At 52.1% G+C, this 22,757-nt stretch carries 17 protein-coding genes; 9 read left to right on the top strand and 8 right to left on the bottom strand.

Annotated features, from left to right (window positions below; genetic code table 11):
* Nucleotide 1: 1 nt before the first annotated feature.
* Genes secA through argS form a run of 4 tightly spaced genes read right to left on the bottom strand, consistent with a single transcriptional unit; the run spans nucleotide 2 to nucleotide 5,660 of the window.
* The gene (gene secA, locus ACP5SG_RS01840) at nucleotides 2–2,542 is read right to left on the bottom strand and encodes a preprotein translocase subunit SecA (protein ID WP_237889003.1); all 2,541 of its coding nucleotides are present in this window, start codon (nucleotides 2,540–2,542) and stop codon (nucleotides 2–4) included.
* A gap of 10 nt (nucleotides 2,543–2,552) precedes the next feature.
* Nucleotides 2,553–3,005: an N-acetyltransferase gene (locus ACP5SG_RS01835; protein ID WP_237889002.1), complete on the bottom strand. Its 453-nt coding sequence runs from the start codon at nucleotides 3,003–3,005 to the stop codon at nucleotides 2,553–2,555.
* 19 nt (nucleotides 3,006–3,024) lie between these two features.
* On the bottom strand, nucleotides 3,025–3,981 hold the full coding sequence (locus tag ACP5SG_RS01830) for an SPOR domain-containing protein (RefSeq protein WP_237889001.1): 957 nt from the start codon (nucleotides 3,979–3,981) through the stop codon (nucleotides 3,025–3,027).
* Nucleotides 3,982–3,995: 14 nt separating this feature from the next.
* Nucleotides 3,996–5,660 (bottom strand): arginine--tRNA ligase, encoded by a 1,665-nt coding sequence (gene argS, locus ACP5SG_RS01825; RefSeq protein WP_428121445.1) that lies wholly within the window; start codon nucleotides 5,658–5,660, stop codon nucleotides 3,996–3,998.
* Between the two features lie 161 nt (nucleotides 5,661–5,821).
* Between argS and ACP5SG_RS01820 the strand changes: the two genes are divergently transcribed.
* Nucleotides 5,822–7,753, top strand: coding sequence for an aconitate hydratase (locus ACP5SG_RS01820; RefSeq protein WP_424661409.1), 1,932 nt, complete (start codon nucleotides 5,822–5,824; stop codon nucleotides 7,751–7,753).
* A complete protein-coding gene (locus tag ACP5SG_RS01815; protein ID WP_237888998.1) occupies nucleotides 7,753–8,592 on the top strand; it encodes a shikimate dehydrogenase in 840 nt (279 codons plus the stop codon). Before ACP5SG_RS01820 ends, ACP5SG_RS01815 begins: the two co-directional genes overlap by 1 nt.
* Here ACP5SG_RS01815 and ACP5SG_RS01810 read toward each other — a convergent pair.
* Genes ACP5SG_RS01810 through queC form a run of 3 tightly spaced genes read right to left on the bottom strand, consistent with a single transcriptional unit; the run spans nucleotide 8,589 to nucleotide 10,460 of the window.
* Nucleotides 8,589–9,401: a sugar phosphate isomerase/epimerase family protein gene (locus tag ACP5SG_RS01810; protein WP_237888997.1), complete on the bottom strand. Its 813-nt coding sequence runs from the start codon at nucleotides 9,399–9,401 to the stop codon at nucleotides 8,589–8,591. The two genes, ACP5SG_RS01815 and ACP5SG_RS01810, sit on opposite strands and share 4 nt — an antisense overlap.
* Nucleotides 9,391–9,774, bottom strand: a complete 384-nt coding sequence (locus ACP5SG_RS01805) for a YkgJ family cysteine cluster protein (protein ID WP_237888996.1) — start codon at nucleotides 9,772–9,774, stop codon at nucleotides 9,391–9,393. The genes ACP5SG_RS01810 and ACP5SG_RS01805 overlap by 11 nt, the downstream gene beginning before the upstream one ends.
* The gene (queC, locus tag ACP5SG_RS01800) at nucleotides 9,771–10,460 is read right to left on the bottom strand and encodes a 7-cyano-7-deazaguanine synthase QueC (RefSeq protein ID WP_424661548.1); all 690 of its coding nucleotides are present in this window, start codon (nucleotides 10,458–10,460) and stop codon (nucleotides 9,771–9,773) included. Before queC ends, ACP5SG_RS01805 begins: the two co-directional genes overlap by 4 nt.
* Before the next feature lie 229 nt (nucleotides 10,461–10,689).
* Here queC and ACP5SG_RS01795 point away from each other — a divergent pair, with 229 nt between their 5' ends.
* From ACP5SG_RS01795 to ACP5SG_RS01785, 3 genes are read left to right on the top strand one after another with little or no spacing between them, the layout of a single operon-like run.
* On the top strand, nucleotides 10,690–12,531 hold the full coding sequence (locus ACP5SG_RS01795) for a 30S ribosomal protein S1 (protein ID WP_428121436.1): 1,842 nt from the start codon (nucleotides 10,690–10,692) through the stop codon (nucleotides 12,529–12,531).
* Complete coding sequence (gene sppA / locus ACP5SG_RS01790; RefSeq protein ID WP_428121433.1) at nucleotides 12,532–13,500, top strand: signal peptide peptidase SppA; 969 nt, start codon at nucleotides 12,532–12,534, stop codon at nucleotides 13,498–13,500. It begins immediately after the preceding gene.
* Nucleotides 13,487–13,801, top strand: a complete 315-nt coding sequence (locus ACP5SG_RS01785; protein ID WP_237888992.1) for an HU family DNA-binding protein — start codon at nucleotides 13,487–13,489, stop codon at nucleotides 13,799–13,801. The genes sppA and ACP5SG_RS01785 overlap by 14 nt, the downstream gene beginning before the upstream one ends.
* 81 nt (nucleotides 13,802–13,882) lie before the next feature.
* Here ACP5SG_RS01785 and ACP5SG_RS01780 read toward each other — a convergent pair whose 3' ends face one another.
* The gene (locus tag ACP5SG_RS01780; RefSeq protein WP_237888991.1) at nucleotides 13,883–14,488 is read right to left on the bottom strand and encodes an L-threonylcarbamoyladenylate synthase; all 606 of its coding nucleotides are present in this window, start codon (nucleotides 14,486–14,488) and stop codon (nucleotides 13,883–13,885) included.
* A 160-nt stretch (nucleotides 14,489–14,648) separates the two neighbouring features.
* Between ACP5SG_RS01780 and ACP5SG_RS01775 the strand changes: the two genes are divergently transcribed.
* From ACP5SG_RS01775 to ACP5SG_RS01760, 4 genes are all read left to right on the top strand, one after another.
* Nucleotides 14,649–16,412 carry a formate--tetrahydrofolate ligase gene (locus tag ACP5SG_RS01775; RefSeq protein ID WP_237888990.1) on the top strand — a complete coding sequence of 588 codons (1,764 nt, stop codon included), beginning with the start codon at nucleotides 14,649–14,651 and terminating at the stop codon, nucleotides 16,410–16,412.
* Nucleotides 16,413–16,625: 213 nt separating this feature from the next.
* Nucleotides 16,626–17,513 carry a bifunctional methylenetetrahydrofolate dehydrogenase/methenyltetrahydrofolate cyclohydrolase FolD gene (gene folD, locus ACP5SG_RS01770; protein WP_237888989.1) on the top strand — a complete coding sequence of 296 codons (888 nt, stop codon included), beginning with the start codon at nucleotides 16,626–16,628 and terminating at the stop codon, nucleotides 17,511–17,513.
* A gap of 24 nt (nucleotides 17,514–17,537) precedes the next feature.
* Nucleotides 17,538–19,538 carry an anaerobic carbon-monoxide dehydrogenase catalytic subunit gene (gene cooS, locus ACP5SG_RS01765; RefSeq protein WP_428121425.1) on the top strand — a complete coding sequence of 667 codons (2,001 nt, stop codon included), beginning with the start codon at nucleotides 17,538–17,540 and terminating at the stop codon, nucleotides 19,536–19,538.
* Between the two features lie 170 nt (nucleotides 19,539–19,708).
* Nucleotides 19,709–22,753, top strand: a complete 3,045-nt coding sequence (locus ACP5SG_RS01760; RefSeq protein ID WP_428121420.1) for an FAD-dependent oxidoreductase — start codon at nucleotides 19,709–19,711, stop codon at nucleotides 22,751–22,753.
* The last annotated feature ends 4 nt before the right edge of the window (nucleotides 22,754–22,757 follow it).

Raw genomic sequence — 22,757 nt, 5'->3', positions numbered from 1 at the left:
ATTAATTTTTATCCCTTCCGCAACATTTTTTGTATTTTTTCCCACTCCCGCAAGGGCATGGATCGTTCCTGCCAACCTTCTTTTCCTTTCGCCTTACTGTTACTGGCTTGTCATCACCTTGGTTGCGGCTGTATGAGAGTTCGGCCTGTTTTTTCTTGCGCTGTGCCTCAAGCTCCTCTACACGGACCTCTTCAACTGGCCTTACCCTGAGCAGGAGGCCTACGGTTTCCTCGCGGAAGGCCTGTATCATGGCCATGAACATATCATAGCCCTCTTTCCTGTATTCCTGGAGCGGGTCTTTCTGGCCGTACCCCCTAAGACCGATCCCTTCGCGCAGATAGTCCATGTTTAAGAGGTGGTCCTTCCAGCGGTTGTCGAGGGTCTGAAGCATGATGAAGCGCTCTATGTGCCCCATCTCTTCCGAACCAAATCGTTCGATTTGTTTTTCATAAGCCGCCTTGAGGGCAGAGGCTATCCTTTCCTCAAGGTTTTTTGTGTCGACAACTTGTCTTTCTTCCTGGGTAAGGCCGAGCTTTATGCCGAATTGGCCAGCGAGTCTCTCTTCTAGCGCAGACCACTCCCACTCGTCCGGAGGTATTTTTTCATTTGTATAGGTTTCGACCAGGGAGGATGCAATTTCTTCCATGAAATCGAGTATGTCATCCCTCAATTCCCGGCCCCCAAGTATCTGCCTCCTCTGACTGTAGATCACCTCCCGTTGCTTGTTCATCACATCGTCGTATTCGAGGAGGTGTTTTCTTATCTCAAAGTTATGGGCCTCAACCTTGCGTTGGGCGTTTTCTATGGCCTTTGTGAGCATAGGGTGTTCGATAGGTTCCCCTTCCTCCATGCCTAGTTTGTCCATAATGCTTGAGATGCGTTCGGCGCCGAATATGCGCAATAGATCATCTTCGAGCGACAGATAGAATCTGGACGAACCTGGGTCACCCTGCCGTCCGGAACGGCCTCGCAGCTGGTTGTCTATGCGTCTCGATTCATGGCGCTCGGTCCCGAGTATGTGCAGACCGCCGAGTTCCGCCACCCCTTGGCCAAGTACTATGTCGGTCCCCCGCCCGGCCATATTTGTGGCGATGGTAACGCGTCCCATCTCGCCGGCATGGGCCACTATTTCAGCTTCGCGCTCATGGTGTTTGGCGTTCAACACCTCGTGCGGTATGCCCATCTTTTTTAAGAGTTGCGAGAGTTGTTCGGATTTCTCGACACTGGTTGTTCCGACCAGTACTGGGCGCCCTTCCTCGTGGAGCCGTTTGATCTCTTTTGCGGCCGCAAGGAATTTTTCTCTCACGGTCTTAAACACCAGGTCAGAATAGTCCTGGCGGATCATTGGCTTGTGGGTGGGTATGACCACCACATCAAGCCTGTATATCTTATAAAACTCGGCGGCCTCGGTCTCGGCTGTACCTGTCATGCCCGCAAGTTTTTCATACATACGGAAATAGTTTTGGAAGGTGATGGATGCAAGGGTCTGGTTTTCGTTCTCGATCTTGACACCTTCCTTGGCCTCGAGGGCCTGATGAAGCCCGTCGCTGTACCGCCTGCCGGGCATTATGCGGCCGGTGAATTCATCTACAATGACAACCTGGCCATCTTTTACTATGTAGTCCTTGTCTATCTGAAACAGGGCGTGCGCCTTGAGCGCCTGCTCGACGTGATGGAGGATCTCTGTCTGCGCCGGGTCATAGAGGTTGTTGACGTGCAGGAGCTTTTCGCACTTGGCTATGCCTTCTTCGGTAAGGATCACGGAACGGGCCTTTTCATCTACTGTATAATGGACATCCCGTTTGAGAGACGGGATGATTTGATTGACCTTGTAGTAGAGATCTGTCGACTCCTCAGAGGGGCCGGAGATGATGAGCGGTGTTCTGGCCTCGTCTATCAGGATGCTGTCTACCTCATCCACAATGGCGTAATGGAAATCGCGCTGGACCATGTCTTCCAGTGAATATTTCATGTTGTCCCTGAGATAGTCGAAGCCGAATTCGTTGTTGGTGCCATAGGTTACGTCGGCCATATAGGCAGCCTTTCTCTGCGCATCGTCCATGTCGTGCACTATGACGCCCACATCGAGCCCAAGAAATCTATAGATGTTGCCCATCCATTCGGAGTCGCGTTTTGCCAGGTAGTCGTTTACAGTCACCACGTGGACGCCACGACCTGTAAGGGCGTTCAGATATACAGGCATGACCGCGACCAGTGTTTTCCCTTCGCCTGTCTTCATCTCTGCGATCTTTCCCTGATGTAGGACAATGCCTCCTATAAGCTGGACATCATAAGGCCGTAGGCCGAGGACCCTCTTTGCAGCCTCGCGTACCACTGCGAATGCCTCTGGCAGGAGACTGTCCAGGGATTCACCGTTTTTGAGTCTTTCTTTGAATGCAGGGGTTTTCGCCTTGAGTTCGTCGTCTGAGAGTGCCGAGATCTCGCGTTCAAGCGAATTTATTTGCTCCACAATGGGCATGAGTCTTTTTATCTCGCGGTCGTGTTTGGTGCCGAAGACCTTGGTAAGTATCTTGTTTATCATTGTTATTCCTTTACAGTTCTATCAACAGCGCTGACTCGTCACAATCTGGAAATTTGGGACACCTCACACAATCCGCCCAGATCTTGTGGGGAAGAATCGTCTTGTCGACCGGCTTGAACCCAAGCTTTTCAAAAAAATCAGGCTGATATGTGAGTGTAAAGACATTGTGTATGCCAAGCGCCTTGGCCTCGGAGAGGCACTGCCTGACAAGTTCGCGTCCGATCCCGTGTTTTTGGTACTCTTCGTCGACCGCCAGCGATCTTACCTCGGCAAGGTCGTCCCATACGATGTGAAGGGCGGCGACGCCTTTGATTGTGCAGTCCTTGGCCTCGAACACGGTATAATCCCTGAGGTGGCTATACAACTCACTCAGAGATCGCGGAAGGAGTAGACTCTTTTCTGCAAAACGGGACAGTAGGGCATGAATCGCCTTTATATCGCCTATCTCAGCCTTTCGTATCATTTAATAATAAAAAGCCGTATTATTCCTTTACGAATATCACATAAGAGTCGATCCCGTCTTTGTCGTGGAGGGTCTTTGCGAAGGCCTTGGCCTCTTCCGGGGTCTTGAAACGACCCAGATACACCCTGTGGAGCGTTCCGTTGGGTGTGCCAGTATCCGTGACCTTGATCCGCGCCTTGTATCCCTTGGCATCGAGGCGCACAAGCTCCAGTTCGGCATTCTTTTTATCCTTGAAGGCCCCTATTTGAAGGGCGTAATATGCCCCCTCAGCTTCTTTTATACCTTTTCCATGGGTAGGTGCCGTGTTTTGCGGCTTGACAAGGGCTGTTTTCACACCAGTTTGAGCCGCCTTGTTTCGTTCATGTGACGTCTCGGCCGCGGCCTTTGTGTGACCATTAGGTCTTGTCGTGGTCTCGATCTTTTTGACCTCATACCCTTGTTTTGCGGCCTTTTCGGGCCGCCGCGTTTCGATCTCTTTAGCCTTTCCAGCCTCTTTAGCCCCTTCGCCGGCCGCTGCCTTTGTGGTGGGTCCGTTCTCCGCCTGGCCGGTTTGGGAAGAGGAGGCCGCCTCCGGTGTCGCGGCTGGTTGCTGCAGTTGTGCCGCGCCTTGAGGTTGACCCTTTTCGGATGCCTGCTGTAGATGTGCGGCTGCATTCAGCCCTTGTGCCTCTTTATTCGCCTGGAACGTTGTAGGCTGTTGTGTTTCAGGTCCGCCAGCTTCCCTGGCTTCCTGTTGTCCCTGCCCCTGCGGTGGCAGATTTTCATTTGCGCGTGCTGCAGGCTGGGCCTGAGCTGTCTGCTTCGGTTGTTGCGCCATAATCAGGGCGGCGTTTTTCTCAGCCACCTTTTTGCCACTCCAGAAGCCCAGTACGAACGCCCAAAGAAGCACACATATGGTGGATATGGCAACTGCAGCCAAACCGCCCCAGCTCAGCTGAAACTGTATCTTTTTCCCAGTCCTTTCTGTCCGCGCCATAATTGCAAATCCCCCTACATCTGTTTTGGGGCCGAGACCCCTATGAGACCCAAGGCCTTTTTCAACACCTGTCTTATAGTGTCAGCCAGGAGAAGCCTTGCGCACGTAAGATGCCTGTCCTCGCCTATGAATCTGTTTTTTGTATAATAATTGTGAAACAGTCCTGCAAGTTCTGTGAGATAGTAGCTGATCCTGTGTGGTTCAAGGGCTAATGCGCCTTCTTTGACCACCTGAGGGAATGCGTCGAGATGTTTCAGGATGTCCAGGTCTTCTTCGGATCCCAGGAGTCTTGGGTCAGCCTCCTCGAGACATGCTGGCCAAAGGCCGAGATCCTCTGCATTTTTAAGGATGCTTGACAATCTCGCATGGGCATATTGTACATAATAAACAGGATTTTCCTGTCCCTGTCTTTTAGCTAGTTCGAGGTCGAAATCCAGTTGGCTGTCTGATTTTCTTGTAAGAAATACAAACCTTGCTGCATCTCTACCTACCTCCTCAAGGACTTCTCTCAGTGTTACGAATTCACCCGACCTTGTGGACATTGACTTGGTCTTGCCGCCTTCGAGCAGACTCACAAACTGGACGAGCAGGACCCTTAACCTGTCTTCAGGATAGCCAAGGGCCATGATTGCTGCCTTTACTCTGGGCACATAGCCGTGATGATCCGCCCCCCAGATGTTGACAAGGAGATCATAACCTCTCTCGAGCTTGTGTAGGTGGTATGCCATATCCGCCGCAAAATAGGTAAGGACCCCGTTTGAACGTCTGACCACCCGGTCCTTTTCGTCGCCGAATGCAGTGGTTTTAAACCACAGTGCCCCATCCTCTTCATATATGTGTCCTGCCTGTTTCAGCTTTTCAATAGTCCTTTCCACAAGCCCTGAGTCATGTATGATCTTTTCGCTGAACCATGTATCAAAACTTACACCGAAGTCATCGAGATCCTTTTTGATGCCTGCCGAGATGTCGTCAACAGCTGTCTTTACAAAAAAAGGCAGGCAAGACTCCATGGGTTGATCAAGGAAATCCTTCCCTCTTGACGCGATAATTTTTTTTGCGATGTCGATGATATAATCCCCCTGATAATATTCCTTGGGGAAGAGGGCCTTTCGCCCTAGAAGTCCTTGATAGCGGAGATATACTGAGGCCCCAAGGGTATTCATTTGATTGCCCACGTCGTTTATGTAGTATTCCTTTTCCACATCGAATCCGGCGGCCTTCATGATCCTTGCGAGCGAATCGCCGACGGCCGCCCCTCTGCCGTGTCCGACATGTAGGGGCCCGGTCGGGTTTGCGCTTACAAATTCGACGAGCACCCTTTTACCCTCTCCGGCATTGGATTCACCAAAGGACTCCCCGGCCCTATGGATATCAAGGAGTCTTTTTTGCCACTGATCAGGTGAGATGAAAAAATTTATAAAACCAGGGCCAGCGACCTCAATTTTTTCAAAAAATAAGTCGCCTTCGAGCTCCTGTACAATAGCCGTGGCTATATCCCTTGGCTTGAGCTTCATGGAGGGCGCTATGGCCAGTGCCAGATTGCTTGCGAAGTCCCCGTACCCCCTTTCTTTGGGCCTTACCACTTGGTGTGAGGCCGGGACTGGGAGGGCGGGCAGTTTCTTTTTTGACTTCAAATTATCAAATGCGCTGATGAGCGCGGATAAGACCTTTTCGCGCATATTTTAGACCTTTGGTATTATGATAACTGTATAAAAATTTTATAATAGTTAATTTGAGGTATTTTAGCAATCGCATTTATGTTGTTTTTTTGGGTTGTCTGTGTGTGTCAAGATCCATATAATTGTCTCCAGACGTTGATTCCATAAACTAAGGAGTAAAAATGGGCCTTACAGTCACCGAAAAGATCATAGCCGGGCATTTGGTTGAAGGCGAAATGACCCCTGGATCTGAGATAGCCGTGCGAATAGATCAGACTCTTACCCAGGATGCCACTGGCACCATGGCGTATCTCGAATTTGAGGCTATAGGCATCCCGCGGGTCAGGACCGATCTCTCTGTGAGTTATGTTGACCACAACCTCCTACAGTCAGACTTTAGAAATGCTGACGACCATCGTTTTCTGCGTACCGTAGCGGCCCGTTTCGGCGTTCTCTTCTCACGGCCTGGAAACGGCATATGTCATCAGGTACACCTTGAGCGTTTTTCCGAACCAGGAAAGACACTCCTTGGTTCAGACAGCCACACACCGACGGCGGGCGGTGCGTCCATGTTGGCTATAGGCGCTGGCGGTCTTGATGTGGCCATGGCCATGGCTGGTCAACCTTTTTATCTGCGCATGCCGAGGGTTGTGGGCGTAAATCTCGTAGGACGACTCCAACCCTGGGTCTCGGCTAGAGACGTAATCTTGGAGCTGTTGCATCGCCTGACTGTAAAAGGTGGTGTAGGTAAGGTGATTGAATACTTTGGTCCGGGGGTTATGACCTTGACTGTTCCTGATAGGGCGGTCATTGCAAATCTGGGTACCGAATTGGGGGCGACTAGTTCGGTTTTTCCTTCTGATGAGATGACAAGGGCCTTCTTGAAGGCCCAGGGTCGTGAAGGGCTCTGGCGGCCGCTCGAGGCGGATGCGGATGCCTGTTATGATGAGGTGATCGAGATGGATCTTGCGAGGCTTGAGCCCATGATCGCCTGTCCTTCATCGCCTGACAATGTGGTGCCAGTGCGCGAAGTGGCGGGCAGGGCTGTTTCGCAGGTGATAATCGGCTCATGTGCCAACTCCTCATACAGAGATCTGGCCCTGGCCTCACTTGTATTGAAGGATCGGGCCATTCATAAAGATGTGAGTTTCGAGGTCAATCCTGGGAGCCTCCAGGTCTTGGAGAACTTGGAGATCAACGGTCTTCTTTTACCGCTCATCCATGCAGGTACAAGGATGCACCAGTCTGGCTGTCTTGGCTGTATAGGCATGGGCCAGGCCCCTGCCACAGGCACCATCTCCCTCCGCACCTTCACCAGGAATTTCCCGGGCAGGAGCGGCACCAAAGATGATCAGGTCTATCTGTGTAGCCCTGAGACAGCTGTGGCGTCTGTGGTCGCCGGGGCCATAACGGACCCGAGGGATCTCGGCGAGATGCCCGACATCCATCTACCTGAGCGATTCGTCGTCAATGACGGCGGCATAATAGTTCCACCCAAAGACGGCTCAAGGGTCGAGGTGCTTCGGGGGCCTAACATAAAACCGCTCCCAGTCTTTGATCCACTTCCTGACACCCTGTCCTGTCGGGTCATCCTCAAGGTGGGCGACAACATCACCACCGACCACATAATGCCTGCAGGGAGCAAGATCCTTCCCCTCAGAAGCAACATTCCGGCCATAAGCGAGTATGTCTTTTCGTCCATCGATCCTTCTTTTGCGATGAGGGCCAGGGAAGTGGGCTCGTGTATGGTGGTCGGTGGTGAGAATTATGGCCAGGGTTCATCAAGGGAACATGCTGCATTGGCCCCTAGATATCTTGGGGTGCGGGTTAAGTTGGTCAAGAGTTTTGCCAGGATTCACAGGGCGAATTTGATAAATTTTGGTATTGTTCCGTTGACCTTCAAGGATCCAGATGATTACGCATATATCGCACAAGACGGCCATGTGGAGATACCTGGGCTTAGAGCGGCCTTGCTAGATGGCATGGATGAGGTGGGGTTGAGGGTCGACGGTCGGTTGATTGTCGCCCGTCTGGAGCTGAGCAGGCGCGATAGGGAAATATTGACTACAGGGGGGCTCTTGAACTGGACGAGGGCGAGGATCCAGGGGGTGTAATGGCAAGGTCTTTTCCCTGGCCTAGCGCGGCTACGGCCCTTTATGGCATTATCGGTCATCCGGTGGCCCATTCGTTGAGTCCTGTCATACACAATCGGGCCTTTGAGGTTATGGGGATCGACGCCGCATATCTGGCATTTGATGTGATCGACCCTGCTTCAGCCTTAAAAGGGGTCAAGGCGCTTGATATAAAGGGTCTTTCGGTCACCATACCCTACAAGGAGGCGGTTTTACCCTTTCTGGACGAAATCGATCCGGCGGCCGAACGGATCGGCGCCGTGAATACCGTGATCAATCATTCCGGCAGGCTCTTTGGCGCAAACACCGATTGGATCGGTGCCATAAGGGCCCTGGAGGAGGTTGTGACCATAGAGGGTAGGAGATTTTTGGTCCTTGGGGCCGGGGGTTCGGCCAGGGCTGTCTGCGCTGGCCTGGTAATGAAGGGGGGTGTTGTTCATGTGGCCAACCGGCGTCCCGAGAAGGCAAGGATATTGGCCGAGGCCGTCGGTGCCGCATGGTCGGGGCTTGATCGGATGGCAGATGTCAGGGCATCCGTGCTCATAAACACTACCTCGGTTGGAATGAGACCCGGAGAGGGTGAATCCATTGTGGATAAGGCCTTGCTGAAGGGGTTCGATGTGGTCATGGACATCGTCTATTCACCGCCTGAAACCAGACTCCTTAAGGAGGCCAAGGAATACGGTTGCAGGGTTGTTAGTGGTCTCAAGATGCTCCTTTATCAGGCCGAGGCGCAATTCGAGCTCTGGACAGGGCAAAAGGCGCCTCACGAGGCCATGAAAGGGGCGTTGAAGGCCATCCTCGATCTGGCTGATTTTTAGTCTTCAGTCAATATCGGAAATCTTTTCAGAAGGCCGCCGAGCCCCCTTAACGTCGGCATTACCTGCTCCTCGCCGTGCGGTTCAAGGGTGAGTAAGGGATGGATTTTATGTGCGGTAAGAAACGAAAAGAGGGCGTCAAAGTCAAGGATGCCAGCCCCTATGGCCAGGTGGTCGTCCTTGCGGCCGAGGTTGTCGTGGAGATGGAGTTGGCCGATGTAGCGCCCAAGTTCGTCCAGCCAGATGGAAAGCCCTGTCTTTGAAAAAACCTGCTGATGCCCCATGTCAAAGCAGAATTTCAGGGCAGGCGAGTCTGCGGCTGAAAAGAGCGCCTTGTGGATGGCTGGTGAGGGTTCGAAGACGTTTTCTAGCATGATGGGAATACCTGCTGATTCTGCCTCGCGGCAAAGGGTCTCAAGGGAGGCCCTGGCGTTTTCCATCCATCGTCCTTCAAAACTCAGGTAGTGTCTCTCGTCAAAGCCGGTATGAAAGACCATTGATCTTGCCTCATAAATGGCCGCTATCTCAAGGCACTGCCTGAGTCTGTCCACCGAGACCCTTCTGATCTTTTTGTCGATGGCGCCTATGGAGAGGTCTGTAAACTGGGCATGAATCGTGCATTTTGTTCCAGAGGCCTTGAATATGCGGGCTATTCGCCTGAAGCTTTGGAACCTGAATTCGTCAAGGACACCACCGTTCAGGCCTATCTCAGGGTTTATATGTTCGGCTATGATCCTTTTCAGATAATCGCTGACAATCAGGTTAAAGGGGCAGCAGACAAAAGCGTTCTTTTTTGCAAGTTCAGCTTCCAATGCCGTTTCTCCTTAAAAGTTCGCATACAGCCTCATATGTGGCGGCCCTGTCAAAGCCGGGGCAGTCGGCCTTGATGGCTTCCCAGGCGTTAGGGTCATTGAGTATGCTTGGATGAAGCGGCCAACGGCGGCAGTGAAACGGCTTGACTGGATGGATGGCGCAGAGGTTGTTAGGGCCCAAGAAGATGCAATGCCCGTTTTTTATCAGCATTTCAACCCTTTTATCTTTTTGTGTGCATAATTTCTGTAAAAAATCCCTGGGTTCCAGGCCAAGATAAGATGCGATCCGTTTTTGTTCCTCTTCTGAGAGCGAGACCGTGCCCTCGCCGCAACAGCAGTGGCCGCACATCTGACAACGGAATACCTCGTTCATGGCCGCACCTCATAAGAAATGGGGTCAATAACGCCTGCGGCCTCAAAGCCCTTAAGCCTCAAAACACAAGAGTCACACCTTCCGCAGGCTGCATCCTCGTTTTTGTAACATGACCAGGTAAGGTGCAGAGGGGCGTTAAGTCTCAGGCCTTCCTCAACCACCTGTCTTTTTGAGTAGCGGATGATTGGTGTGATTACCTCTATTTTGGTCTCAGGCCTGGTCCCTTCCTCTATGAGTCTGTTGAATGCCTCAAAATAGCCCTTCCGGCAATCAGGGTAGCCTGAGCTGTCCACCTCCGTGGCCCCGATGAATATGTAGCGCGCGCCTATTACCTCCGCCCAGGATACGGCGATTGCAAGGAGATGCGTGTTTCTGAATGGAACGTAGGTCATTGGTATCCCAGGCCCATGGGCGTCGAGCGGGACAGGGATCGACGGGTCTGTAAGGGCCGAGCCGCCTATTGATTTAAGGTGTGAAATGTCCACCACAAGGCGGTCTTCAACGCTGAAATAATTAGCAATCCCATTAAAGGCCTCAAGCTCGCGCCGCTCAGTCAATTGGCCATAGTTTACGTGGAGAAATGCAAGCCTGCAAGTCTTCCTGGCGATGGCTGCCGTGACGCAACTGTCAAGCCCGCCGCTTACGAGGCAGACGGCAAGGGGTTTGCCAATAATTTCCACCTGCATTTCACTACCTCTTTGATTTTTTTGCGCCTTTCGCTTGAAAGCCTTTTAATTTACTGGATTAAAATAAGTCCTAAGCTGATTTTTACAAGCCTCAAACGAATGAGGCGGCAGCTGGTGGTTTTGAAGGTTTTTGACATAGTTTGACGCATAGGGAATCAGTCTGTTATTGAACTTTGTCCCCCGCCCTGTTATCTTTGATAGTTAATTTATTTGTCAGGGGGAATCCATAATGGAAAAAGTAGCCGAGGCAACACAGGAACAGGCTCCAACCGCGACCGCCGAACAGGCGGCTGCGCCTACTCAATCAGGACAAATGCAACAAAAAAAAGAAGGGTCTTTTGAGGAAACTGGCGACATGGGCCAGTTTGAAGACCTTTTTGAAGAGAGTCTCAAGACCTTCCAGGCCGGAGAGATCATCGAAGGCAGGGTCGTTCGTATAGACAAAGAGCATGTTATGGTGGATGTTGGTTACAAATCAGAGGGAAGGATACCGGTTTCCGAATTTTTGGGCGAGAATGGAGAGGTTATGGTATCGCCTGGTGATAAGATCGAGATACTCCTCGAAGATTGGGATCCTGTGGATGGGAGGCTTTCCATCTCATATTCTAAGGCCCTCCGTCGCCAGATATGGCAGGATATATTGAAGGCATATGAAAATGGCACACCTGTCAGGGGTATCATATCGTCAAAGGTAAAGGGCGGGCTATCGGTCCAGATCGGGGAGAAGAGGGCGGGTGTCAAGGCCTTTCTTCCGTTTTCTCAGATAGATATCAGACCGGTCAACGATCCTGATGGTTTCATGGGGAAGGCCGTCGACTGCCTGATCTTGAAATGCAACAGAAAGAGAGAAAATATAGTGGCGTCTAGGAGAGCGCTCCTTGAGAAAGAGCGGGATGAAAAAAAGAGGCAGACCCTTTCATCTCTAGCAGAGGGTCAGGTAATCGAAGGGGTCGTAAAGAATGTCACTGATTACGGGGTATTTGTGGATATAGGTGGAATAGACGGCCTCCTGCACATAACGGATATATCATGGGGTCGTATAGAACACCCATCGAAGCAGTTCAAGGCGGGTGATAAGATCAAGGTAAAGGTCTTAAGCTATACGCCCGAGAATGAAAAGGTCTCGTTGGGTATCAAACAGCTCACCGAAGACCCGTGGCTTCGTGTGGCGGAGAAGTATCCTGTCGGCGAAAGGGTCAAGGGCAAGGTGGTGAGTCTTACGGATTATGGTGCGTTTGTCGAGCTTGAAGAGGGGGTTGAAGGCCTCATACATGTCTCTGAGATGTCGTGGGCAAAGCGTATCCGCCATCCATCTCAGATATTAAAGGTAGGCGAAAGGGTCGAGGCAGTCGTGCTTAAGGTGGATCCTGAGGCCAAGCGGATATCCCTGGGTTTGAAACAGATAGAGCCGAATCCATGGGATCTTGTAGAGGAACGCTATCCGGTGGGCACAGTCATCGAAGGTACGGTCAAGAACGTGACCGACTTCGGCGTCTTTATCGGCATAGAAGAAGGGATAGACGGGCTTGTTCATGTATCCGATCTTTCATGGAGCAAAAAGATAAACCATCCGGGGGATCTGTATAGAAAAGGTGACCGCATACAGGCCGTGGTCTTGAATGTCGATAAAGAGAAGGAGCGGTTTTCGCTCGGGGTGAAACAGCTTCAACCGGATCCGTGGACTACTATAACCGAGCGTTTTCCAGTAGGGCGGATCGTTACTGGCAAGGTGACGAACGTGACCGACTTCGGCGTCTTTGTCGAGCTTGAAGAGGGGGTTGAAGGCCTCATACATGTCTCCGAGGTTGCCACAGGCAAGGTGAAGACGCCGATGGGTATGTTTGAGATCGGTTCGGAGGTGTCGGCAAAGGTGATCCATGTAGCCCCGCTTGAAAGGCGCATAGGTCTATCTATAAAGCGCATAAACGAGGACTCTGAGAGATCTTATTTCGAGGAGTATTCATCTGCCACAGCCTCCAAGCGCGGGGCTGCAACCCTCGGCAGCCTTCTTCAGGAAGAACTTGCACAGCAGGGCATCGTCCGTTCCAAGTCAGAGGAACGGAGGGGCTAGGTGGATTTCGGCATGGAAGGCGAGCGGCCCATTCAGACCACTGGCGGTCTACGAAATACCTTGCTCGTGGTCTTGGCCACGATAGGGGGGCTTGCCATATTGTCGATGGTGGGTTTTGTCCTGTTGATATTCTGGTTGGTGAGGCCTGGCGTCACTGTACCTGCAGTCGGTTCGGGAGAAAAGATAGGTGTAGTCGAGATTAAAGGTGTGATCACTGAATCGGAGCCGACGCTTAAATTATTGCGGGAGCTGGGTGCACGTCCTGACATAAAGGCGGTCGTCGTCAGGATAGACAGCCCTGGCGGGGCGGTCGGTGCATCTCAAGAGATATACGAAGAAATAAAAAGGCTCGATAAAAAGAAGCCTGTTGTGGCCTCCCTCGCCACAGTGGCCGCCTCGGGCGGATATTATGTAGCGGTAGGTGCCCGCAGGATCATTGCGAACCCGGGCACCATTACTGGCAGTATAGGCGTCATTATGAAGTTGCCGAACCTTGGTCCTTTGATGGAGAAGTTGGGTATAAAACTTAATGTGGTGCAGAGCGGGGCGCTCAAAGACCTCGGGCCGATAAACCGTGATCCGTCGCCAAAAGAGGTCAAGGTCATCTCTAGCGTCATGGATGACATCCACAAACAGTTCATCGCAGCGGTTGCGGAAGGACGCGGGCTTACAATTGAACAGGTCGAGCCCCTGGCTGACGGGCGTATCTTTTCAGGAAATCAGGCCCTTCAGTATAAACTTGTTGATAAGCTCGGCAATTTCAGTGTAGCTGCGCAGGAGGCTGCGAGGTTGGCTGGGATCAAGGGCGAGCCCAAGCTTGAGTATCCTGCTAAGGACCGTTTGTCTATATTGAGAGAGATGTTTGAAGAAACCGGGGCAAGGGCCCTTTCAGGGGTCATCCAAAGATTTTTTATATCCATCGAGCCCATACCTTTGTATTCCATTGGCATGCCCAATGGCCAGCGATAAGATGCAGCGGGTGTTGTTCAAGGGCGACTTGGCTGCAAGGCTCAAGGAGGCCTTCCCGGATATCCTAAAAAGGGACTTGAACGAGGTGGTTGATACCGTCTTCAACTCCATTGCCGAGGCGTTAAGAGAGGGTCGCAGGGTGGAGTTAAGGGGATTCGGCAGCCTTGTTGTTCATCGACAAAAAGGGCGCCGTTTCCTCAATCCGAAGAATAACATCTTGACTGAATGCCCTGCCAACAGGCGGATCGTCTTTAAGCCAAGCAAGACCATATCCGCCGTCTCTAAGACATTCGATGGTTGAGGCTGTCGATCCGGGCGTCAGCCGATTCGACTTGTCTATTTCGGTCTGTTACACGGATCAGCTAGATCAACCAAACCAGCTCTAAAAGCCTGATATATCACCCTTGCCGACCCTCAAGACCTTGGCCTCGTCGTTTATGAGTGATATTACACTTGAAGGCTCAGGATGTATTATCCCGCTGTCAATGACGATTGCTATATGTCTTCCGATAGCATCCCTTATTTCATAAGGATCGGCCCATATTGGACCTGCGCCCGTGCTTGCAGACGTGCTGATGACCGGATTTCCAAGTGCGGCGGTTATGGCGAGACAGATCTTGTGATCAGGTATCCGGATGCCGGCCGTGCGCCTTTTTGTAAGCATCATCTTGGGCACCTCGCGCGATCCTTCGAGGATAAATGTGTAAGGTCCAGGGAGATATCTCTTCAATATCCTGTAGGCCCAGTCTGTGACATGTGCGTAACGGCTGATGTTGCTCAGATCCGCACACACAAAGCTGAAGGGTGTGTTTCTTGGCGTGCCTTTTATTTGATAGATGCGTTCTATGGCCTTTTTGTTCAAGATATCGGCACCTATCCCATAGCAGGTATCAGTGGGATAGACTACGATTTCGCCGCGCCTTAATGCATCGGCGACTATGTTTATATGTCTGGGGTTAGGCCTTGTCGGGTCTATTTCAAGGATCAATTCGGATCACCTCGGCAGGTTCTGGGCATCTTGATTGCAATTACGGAATTGACAAACAACCCCATATTCAGTTACCAGTAAAAATTACACGGCTCATTAAAGACCGTAAGCTTCAGGCCCTTGGTTTTTGGCCTACAATTCTATACAGGAGGAAGATTTTATGCAACTCGATCCAACAAAGATGAAGGATTGGCAGATAGCCGAGGCAGCGGAAGAAAATATGAAGACCGTTTATGCCCTTGGCGAGGAGATGGGGCTTCAAAAGGATGAGCTTCTGCCATATGGACATTATGTGGCAAAAATAGACTATGCCAAGGTCCTCGATCGGCTCAAGGGCAGGTCTGACGGCAAGTATATAGATGTTACAGCCATAACACCCACCCCGCTCGGCGAGGGCAAGAGCACCTGTTCGGTTGGCCTCATGGAGGGGTTGGGCAAGAGAAAAAAGAATGTAATCGGCGCCCTGAGGCAACCCTCAGGCGGTCCTACATTCAATATAAAAGGCAGTGCGGCGGGCGGCGGTCTGGCGCAGGTGATCCCGCTTTCCAAGTTTTCGCTTGGGCTTACAGGCGACATAAACGCTATAATGAATGCCCACAACTTAGGCATGGTCGCTTTGACCTCCAGGATGCAGCATGAGGCCAATTATACGGACGAGGAGTTGGCGAAGAGGGGGCTTAAGCGTCTTGACATACACCCCAAGATGGTAGAGTTCAGGTGGATTATAGATTTTTGCGCCCAGGCGCTAAGAAATATAACGATAGGCCTTGGCGGCAAAATGGATGGTTTTACCATGCAGAGCGGTTTTAATATAGCTGTAAGCTCAGAGATCATGGCGATTCTGGCCATTGCCAATGATCTCAAAGACTTGAGGGAGCGCATAGGAAGGATCGTACTTGCTTATGATAAGCAGGGTCGGCCGATCACCACAGAAGACCTGGAGGTGGCGGGTGCCATGACGGCATGGATGGTTGAGGCGGTGAATCCCAACCTCATGCAGACTATCGAGGGGCAGCCTTGTTTGATCCATGCAGGGCCGTTCGCCAATATCGCAATCGGCCAGTCATCGGTCATTGCAGACAGGGTTGGGCTCAAACTCGCCGACTACCTTGTTACCGAGAGCGGGTTCGGCGCCGATATCGGTTTTGAGAAGTTTTGGAACCTGAAGTGCCGTTTCAGCGGCCTTAAGCCGAATTGTGCCGTGGTTGTTGCCACTATAAGGGCATTGAAATGCCACGGTGGGGCCCCGATACCGCGGCCAGGCCGTCCGATGCCTGAGGAGTACAACAAGGAGAATGTCGAGTGGGTGGAAAAGGGTTGTGTAAATCTCCTGAAACACATAGAGACTGTTAAGAAGAGCGGCATAAATCCGGTTGTTTGTATAAACGCCTTCTATACCGATACTAAAGACGAGATAGCCGCGGTCAGGAGGTTGTGTGAGTCAGCTGGTGCAAGGGTCGCACTCTCCGAACATTGGCTGAAGGGCGGAGACGGCGCGCTTGAATTTGCTGATGCGGTCATTGATGCCTGCGAGGAGCCAAACAACTTTAAGTTCCTTTACGACCTTGATGTCCCGCTGAGAAAGAGGATTGAACTTATAACCAAAGAGGTCTATGGCGGCGACGGCGTTACATACACCCCGGAGGCGGCAGCTAAGGCCGAGGCCATGGAAAAGGACCCGGAGCTTTCAGGGCTCGGCACCTGCATGGTGAAGACCCATTTGAGCCTGTCGGATAACCCGAACCTTAAGGGCGTGCCGAAGGGCTGGTCACTCCACGTAAGGGATATACTGACTTACAAAGGTGCCGGGTTTGTGGTGCCGGTGGCTGGTGCCATAAGCCTTATGCCAGGCACAGGTTCAGATCCGGCTTATCGCCGCATAGATGTGGATGTGGAGACCGGCAAGGTTAAGGGTCTGTTTTAAGGTCCTTTACAGGGGAAAATGCCCCACCTCTGGGGCATTAGACCCCAGGGGCAGGGCATTGATATTATTTATATCAAAAAAGTAACACTTTCTTTAATAAGAATTCTTTGAATTCAATAAATTATGATTTTTTAAAAAGGCTATGGTCGTCGCATAAAATATGGCATGATTTTGGCATTATTTATGGACATTTGATTCGGAGGATGTATCGCGATGGCAGCAAAGATTATAAGCGGTGTGGAGATAGCTAAACAGATACGCGAAGAGCTCAAGGCCGAGGTGGCCGAGCTCAAGGAAAGACACAAAGTGACCCCAGGGCTTGTGACCATTTTGGTTGGAGAAAATCCAGCGTCGGTTTCGTATGTGATGGCCAAGCAGCGTACGGCTCACGAACTTGGTTTCTATTCGGTGCAGGATAATCAAAAGGCAGATATAAAGGAGACAGATCTTCTTGCCTTGATTGAGAAATACAACAAGGACCCGGCGATCCACGGGATACTTGTTCAGTTGCCGCTGCCTAAGGGCATAAATGAGACCAAGGTGCTCTATGCGATAGATCCTGACAAAGACGTGGACGGCTTTCACCCAGTAAATGTCGGCAAGATGGTTATTGGCGAACAGTGCTTCTTGCCGTGTACCCCGCATGGCATACTTGAGATGTTGGTCCGTTCAGGCATCGATACGAAAGGTGCTGAGGTGGTGGTTGTGGGAAGGAGCAATATCGTTGGTAAGCCCATAGCCAATCTGATGCTTCAGAAGCGGCCTGCCGGCGATGCAACCGTGACCGTATGTCATACAAGGACGAGAGATATGGCCTTTCATACTAGGAGGGCCGATATACTGATCGTGGCTGCAGGGAGACCGAAGGTAATCACCGCCGATATGGTGAAGGATGGTGTAGTTGTGATTGACGTGGGTGTAAACCGCATAGGCCAGACCGCGGAAGGCAAGGCGATCCTCTGTGGGGATGTCGATTTCGATGCAGTCAAGGAAAAGGCTTTTGCGATCACCCCTGTTCCGGGCGGCGTGGGCCCAATGACCATAACGATGCTTATGAAAAATACGGTTCAGGCCGCTAGGCAGGCCGCTGGACTGGCATAGAGCGGACATAAAGGAGAAGTGACTATGGATACCAGTAAGCGATTTGACAAGGGAAACGGCGGATGCCCTAAGATACAATGTGAGGCCAATATAGACGTGCTGTGTCAGTCCTGTGCGTCCGGAGTGGTCACTGCGGCCCACAGGGTGGAGCTCAGGGCCACCGAGCCCTGTCTTTTCGGCAAGGGCGGGACATGCTGCCGCAACTGTAATATGGGGCCATGTCAGATTATAGAGGGCGTTGACCAGATGATAGGGATATGTGGGGCCGACGCATCTACTGTGGCCGCCCGTAACTTTGCCCGTATCGTAGCCGGTGGTGCATCCGCACACATAGATCACAGCCGAGGGGTTGTGATGGCCTTTCTTGCCACTGCAAAGGGTGAGACTCCGTATGCAATAAAAGACGAAGACAAGCTCAGGGAAACTGCCTTGAGGCTTGGCATAGTTCCCAACGGCAAGGACAAAAACGACCTTGCCATAGAGGTTGGCACCTTGCTTATAAATGAATTTGGACAGCAGTCGGGCCGGCTCTTATTTGCCGGGCGTGCGCCCAAACCGCGTCAGGAGCTCTGGGCCAGACTTGGCGTTATGCCGAGAGGGATTGACCGCGAGGTAGTGGAGCTCATGCACAGGACCCACATGGGCGTGGATCAAGACTATAGGAATATCCTGTTTCAGGCAGCACGTTGCTCTATGGCCGACGGATGGGGCGCCTCCATGATAGCGACTGAGCTTTCGGACATCATGTTTGGAAGGCCGGCGCCCATTCGCACAAAGGTCAATATCGGCGTCCTCAAGGAGGACGAGGTCAATGTAACGGTACACGGCCATGAGCCTGTCCTGGCTGAGGCCCTTGCAATGGCTGCAAACGACCCCGAGATCATAGCAGAGGCCAAGAAGGTTGGGGCCAGGGGGATAAACCTGGCAGGTGTATGCTGTACTGGAAATGAGATACTTATGCGCCGCGGCCTTCCTATAGCCGGAAGTTTTATACAACAGGAGGTGGTGCTTGCAACAGGGGCGGTTGAGGTCATGGTAGTTGACGTCCAGTGCATCATGCAGGGGGTCTCTCCTGCAGCCAATAGATACCACACTGAGCTTATAACCACCTCTGAGCGGGCGAAGATGGCCGGGGCCACGCACATCCAGTTCGAGGAGCACAGGGCCCTTGATGTGGCCAGAGAGATACTGAGACGTGCCATAGAGCGCTATCCAAGGAGGGGGGAGCATTATATACCGATTTATCAGGCCGATGTGGTTGCCGGATTCAGTCACGAGACCATAAATTACATACTCGGCGGGCGTTTCCGGGCCTCATACAGGCCGCTTAATGACAACATCGCAAACGGTCGCATCAGAGGCGTGGCGGCTATAGTGGGATGCGACAACTATAGGGTCTTTGATGAAATACATGTCGAACTCGCAAAAGAGCTCATAGCTAACGACGTTTTGGTGGTGGTCACTGGTTGTGCCGCGACTGGCGTCGGCCGCGCAGGGCTTCTCAACCCTACGGCCTTGACGATGGCCGGTCCGGGGCTCAGGGAGGTCCTAGAGGCAGTGGGCTGTCCCCCGGTACTCCATATGGGCTCATGCGTGGACAACAGCCGGATACTTGTTGCCCTTACAGAGATGGCGAAGATAGGGGGATTGGGAAGCGATATAAGCGATCTTCCGGCCATAGGCTGTGCGCCGCAGTGGATGAGCGAGAAGGCTGTTGCGATAGGCCAGTATTTTGTAACAAGCGGCGCAGCCGTTGTCTTTGGTCCCAACTTCCCGACTAGCGGGTCCAGGGTGGTAACGGACTACTGCATGAAAGACATGCAGAACCTTTACGGAGCGACATGGGATGTGGCACAGACCCCTAATGAATTCGCAAACAAGATGATCGACAAGATAAACGAAAAGCGCAGGGCCTTGGGGCTTGACAAGAAAAAAGAACGCGTGCTCTTTGACATGGCCATGAGGCGTGAACTAGGTTCGCCTGGCGCGGCGCTTCATGACGTGGGGTGTCATGGGCCCGGTTAGAGTTAGGTCTTGGCGATTGCCAGGCATGGATGTGTCATCCTTCCAAGGGCATGCGACAAGGCATCCACTGCCAGAAAAGGTCGTTTATGACCTTGTTGTCGGGATAGTGTACTGCGCGCCCTGGTTATATGATTTCGCAGGATAGCTAAAAGACCGGAGTAATTAATGATATGAAAAAATCAGGTGCTGTTTTGGTGCTCGGAGGCGGTGTGGCCGGTGTCCAGTCGGCCATGGACTTGGCTGATCTCGGTTATTATGTCTATCTGGTCGAGAAAAAGGCCTCTATCGGTGGTATGATGGCCCAGCTCGACAAGACCTTTCCCACCAATGATTGTGCACTCTGAATACTTGCGCCCAAGCTGGTGGAGGCCGGTCGGTCTCCCAACATAGAGATACTTACGAATGCAAGGCTCGAGTCCATTGAGGGTGCGCCCGGGAACTTTATGGCGATGGTGCGTCAGGAGCCTCGTTATATAGATGAGGACAAGTGCACAGCCTGTGGGACCTGCACCATGTATTGCCCAAGACCCATACCGGATCTCTACAACGAGAGACTGGAGATGACAAACGCCCCTCACAAAGATTATCCTCAAGCGGTCCCAACCAGTTACTATATAGACCCCATGGCATGTCTGAGGGTCAATTATGAGACCTGTAACCTATGTGCCCAGACATGTACGGCCAAGGCCATAGACTTTACACAAAAGCCGAAGGAGTTGTCGCTTGAGGTAGGGGCTGTAGTACTTGCCCCGGGTTTTGGCAGGGTCGCCCAGGAGGTGCTTGCAAGATTTGGTTATGGCCGTTTCCCGGATGTTGTGACGAGCCTTGAGATGGAGAGGATTATGTGCGCTTCAGGTCCGTCCGAAGGTCATATAGTTAGACTTTCAGATGGACGGGCGCCGAAAAAGATCGCCTTCTTGCAGTGTATTGGTTCAAGAGATGAGACATGTGGAAACGGTTATTGCTCATCCGTGTGCTGTATGTATGCCATAAAAGAAGCCTCAGTCATCAAGGAGCACGAGCCCGATCTGGATATTGCCTTGTTTTTTATTGATATAAGGACCCAGGGAAAGGGTTTTGACGCCTCCAGGGAGAGGGCGGAAAGGAATTATGGGCTCAGGATTATTAGGGCCAAGGTGCCAAGGGTTGATCAGGTTGACGGGCGGCTTGTGCTCACTTGGGTTACGGATGATGGCGAGCACCATTCGGAGGTCTTTGACATGGTGGTGCTTTCCGTCGGGCTCGAGGCCCCGGAGGATGCGGAAGAGATAGCGAAGACTGCGGGGATAGAGCTGAACCACTATGATTTTTGCAAGACGGATATAGGTGCGCCGCTGTCTTCGAGCCGCCCCGGCGTCTTTGTTGCAGGTGCGTTCCAGGGGCCGAAAGATGTACCTGAAAGCGTTACGCAGGCCTCAGGTGCGGCTGCAGCAGTGTCAGAGATGCTGGCTGAAGGCCGCGGCACACAGAGTGTAACCCTGACATATCCGGATGAAGATGAATCTTTGGCCAGAGAGGAGCCGAGGATCGGCGTCTTTGTCTGTCACTGTGGGACAAACATCGCAGGGGTGGTGGATGTCAAGGCAGTTAAGGACTATGCCGGGACATTGCCAAACGTCGTCCTATATGAAGATACTATGTATTCCTGTTCCCAGGATGCCTTGAAGCTGCTCGTTCAAAAGATAAAAAATAACAGACTCAATCGAGTGGTCATCTCGGCCTGTTCTCCGAGGACCCATGAGCCGCTCTTCCAGGAGACATTGAGGACCGCGGGCGTCAATCCTGCGTTCTTCGAGATGGCGAATATCAGGGATCAGTGTTCATGGGTTCATGCCCATGAGCCTGAGGCAGCAACACAGAAGGCAAAGGATTTGGTGAGGATGGCTGTCGCTAAGGCGAGGCTCCTTGAGCCCCTTCCTCAGCAGACCGTATCAGTCACGCCGAGCGCCGTAGTGCTCGGCGGCGGGGCTGCGGGCATGTCAGCAGCCCTTAGTATAGCCGATCAGGGCTATGAGTGCCTGTTGGTGGAAAAGACTGATCAGCTCGGCGGAAACCTGCGCCGCGTGACTTGGACTGTCGATGGCCAGGATGCGGCAAAGATAGTCGGCGGTCTCATAGAAAAGGTCAATTTCCACCCAAGGATACGCGTGCTTTTTGATGCCGAGCTCGAAAGCATTTCCGGATATATAGGCAATTTCACCTCGACTATCAGACACGGCGGACAGGCTGAGCTAATAAACCATGGCGTGCTCGTTGTAGCAACCGGTGCAAGACAGTATACGCCTAAATCCTATCTCTACGGCGAAAGCAATAAGGTTATGACCCAGCTTGAGCTTGAAGAATGGCTCAAAAAAGGCAAGGCCGTGCTGAAGAATGTGAATTCCGTGGTCATGATTCAGTGCGTCGGAAGTCGGGGAGAGGATCTCTCCTATTGCAGCCGGATCTGTTGCGGCCAGGCGGTGAAAAATGCCTTGAAGCTCAAGGAGCTTAAGCCCGGACTGAGGATAATGATACTTTACAGGGACATCCGCACATACGGATTTTCAGAAGACCTGTACCGAGAGGCCCGCAAAAAGGGCGTCATATTTTTGAGATATGAGCCTGACAGAAGACCAGAGGTTATAAAGACGAGGGGCTGGGTTAGCGTCCGTGTCTTTGATAGGCTTCTTGGTGAGGAGATAGAGGTCCCGGCTGGGTTGGTGGTGCTTTCAGCCGGCATAGCCCCAGGGGACAACGAGGCCCTGGCGAGACTTTTAAAGGCCCCGCTTACTGGGGATGGTTTTTTTCTCGAGGCCCATGCAAAGTTGAGGCCTGTAGAGGTGGCTGTAGATGGGGTGTTTTTGTGTGGTCTTGCCCACGGGCCGAAGTCACTTGATGAATCGATATCGCAGGCAAAGGCAGCGGCTGCCAAGGCCGTGATCCCGCTTGCAAAAGGAAGGGTGGCGGTGGCGCCCATTGTATCAAGGGTAGATCAGGCGAAGTGTATAGGCTGTGGCATATGCGAGAGCCTCTGTCCGTTCAGCGCCATACGTCTTCAAAGGGTGGATAAGCGCCGCAAGGCCGAGACTATTACTGCATCCTGTAAAGGCTGCGGCATATGTGCATCGCACTGCCCGACTTTGGCTATAAGCATGGGCGGCTTTACCGATGACGAGATAATGGCCCAGATACATGCCTTTGCCGGGGAGTTCTGTAAAGGCAGCACAATGGATTGATTTT

The sequence above is a fragment of the Dissulfurimicrobium sp. genome, from assembly GCF_049968175.1.
GTDB lineage: Bacteria > Desulfobacterota > Dissulfuribacteria > Dissulfuribacterales > Sh68 > Dissulfurimicrobium > Dissulfurimicrobium hydrothermale.
Note: the sequence above shows the minus strand (reverse complement) of the source record. Positions and strands in the feature narration are given on the sequence as shown.

Excerpts from the sequence above, each read along its gene's own strand:
- secA (WP_237889003.1), bottom strand. The coding sequence starts at position 2,542 with ATGATAAACAAGATACTTACCAAGGTCTTCGGCACCAAACACGACCGC.
- ACP5SG_RS01835 (WP_237889002.1), bottom strand. The coding sequence starts at position 3,005 with ATGATACGAAAGGCTGAGATAGGCGATATAAAGGCGATTCATGCCCTA.
- ACP5SG_RS01830 (WP_237889001.1), bottom strand. The coding sequence starts at position 3,981 with ATGGCGCGGACAGAAAGGACTGGGAAAAAGATACAGTTTCAGCTGAGC.
- argS (WP_428121445.1), bottom strand. The coding sequence starts at position 5,660 with ATGCGCGAAAAGGTCTTATCCGCGCTCATCAGCGCATTTGATAATTTG.
- ACP5SG_RS01820 (WP_424661409.1), top strand. The coding sequence starts at position 5,822 with ATGGGCCTTACAGTCACCGAAAAGATCATAGCCGGGCATTTGGTTGAA.
- ACP5SG_RS01815 (WP_237888998.1), top strand. The coding sequence starts at position 7,753 with ATGGCAAGGTCTTTTCCCTGGCCTAGCGCGGCTACGGCCCTTTATGGC.
- ACP5SG_RS01805 (WP_237888996.1), bottom strand. The coding sequence starts at position 9,774 with ATGAACGAGGTATTCCGTTGTCAGATGTGCGGCCACTGCTGTTGCGGC.
- queC (WP_424661548.1), bottom strand. The coding sequence starts at position 10,460 with ATGCAGGTGGAAATTATTGGCAAACCCCTTGCCGTCTGCCTCGTAAGC.
- ACP5SG_RS01795 (WP_428121436.1), top strand. The coding sequence starts at position 10,690 with ATGGAAAAAGTAGCCGAGGCAACACAGGAACAGGCTCCAACCGCGACC.
- ACP5SG_RS01785 (WP_237888992.1), top strand. The coding sequence starts at position 13,487 with ATGGCCAGCGATAAGATGCAGCGGGTGTTGTTCAAGGGCGACTTGGCT.
- ACP5SG_RS01775 (WP_237888990.1), top strand. The coding sequence starts at position 14,649 with ATGCAACTCGATCCAACAAAGATGAAGGATTGGCAGATAGCCGAGGCA.
- folD (WP_237888989.1), top strand. The coding sequence starts at position 16,626 with ATGGCAGCAAAGATTATAAGCGGTGTGGAGATAGCTAAACAGATACGC.
- cooS (WP_428121425.1), top strand. The coding sequence starts at position 17,538 with ATGGATACCAGTAAGCGATTTGACAAGGGAAACGGCGGATGCCCTAAG.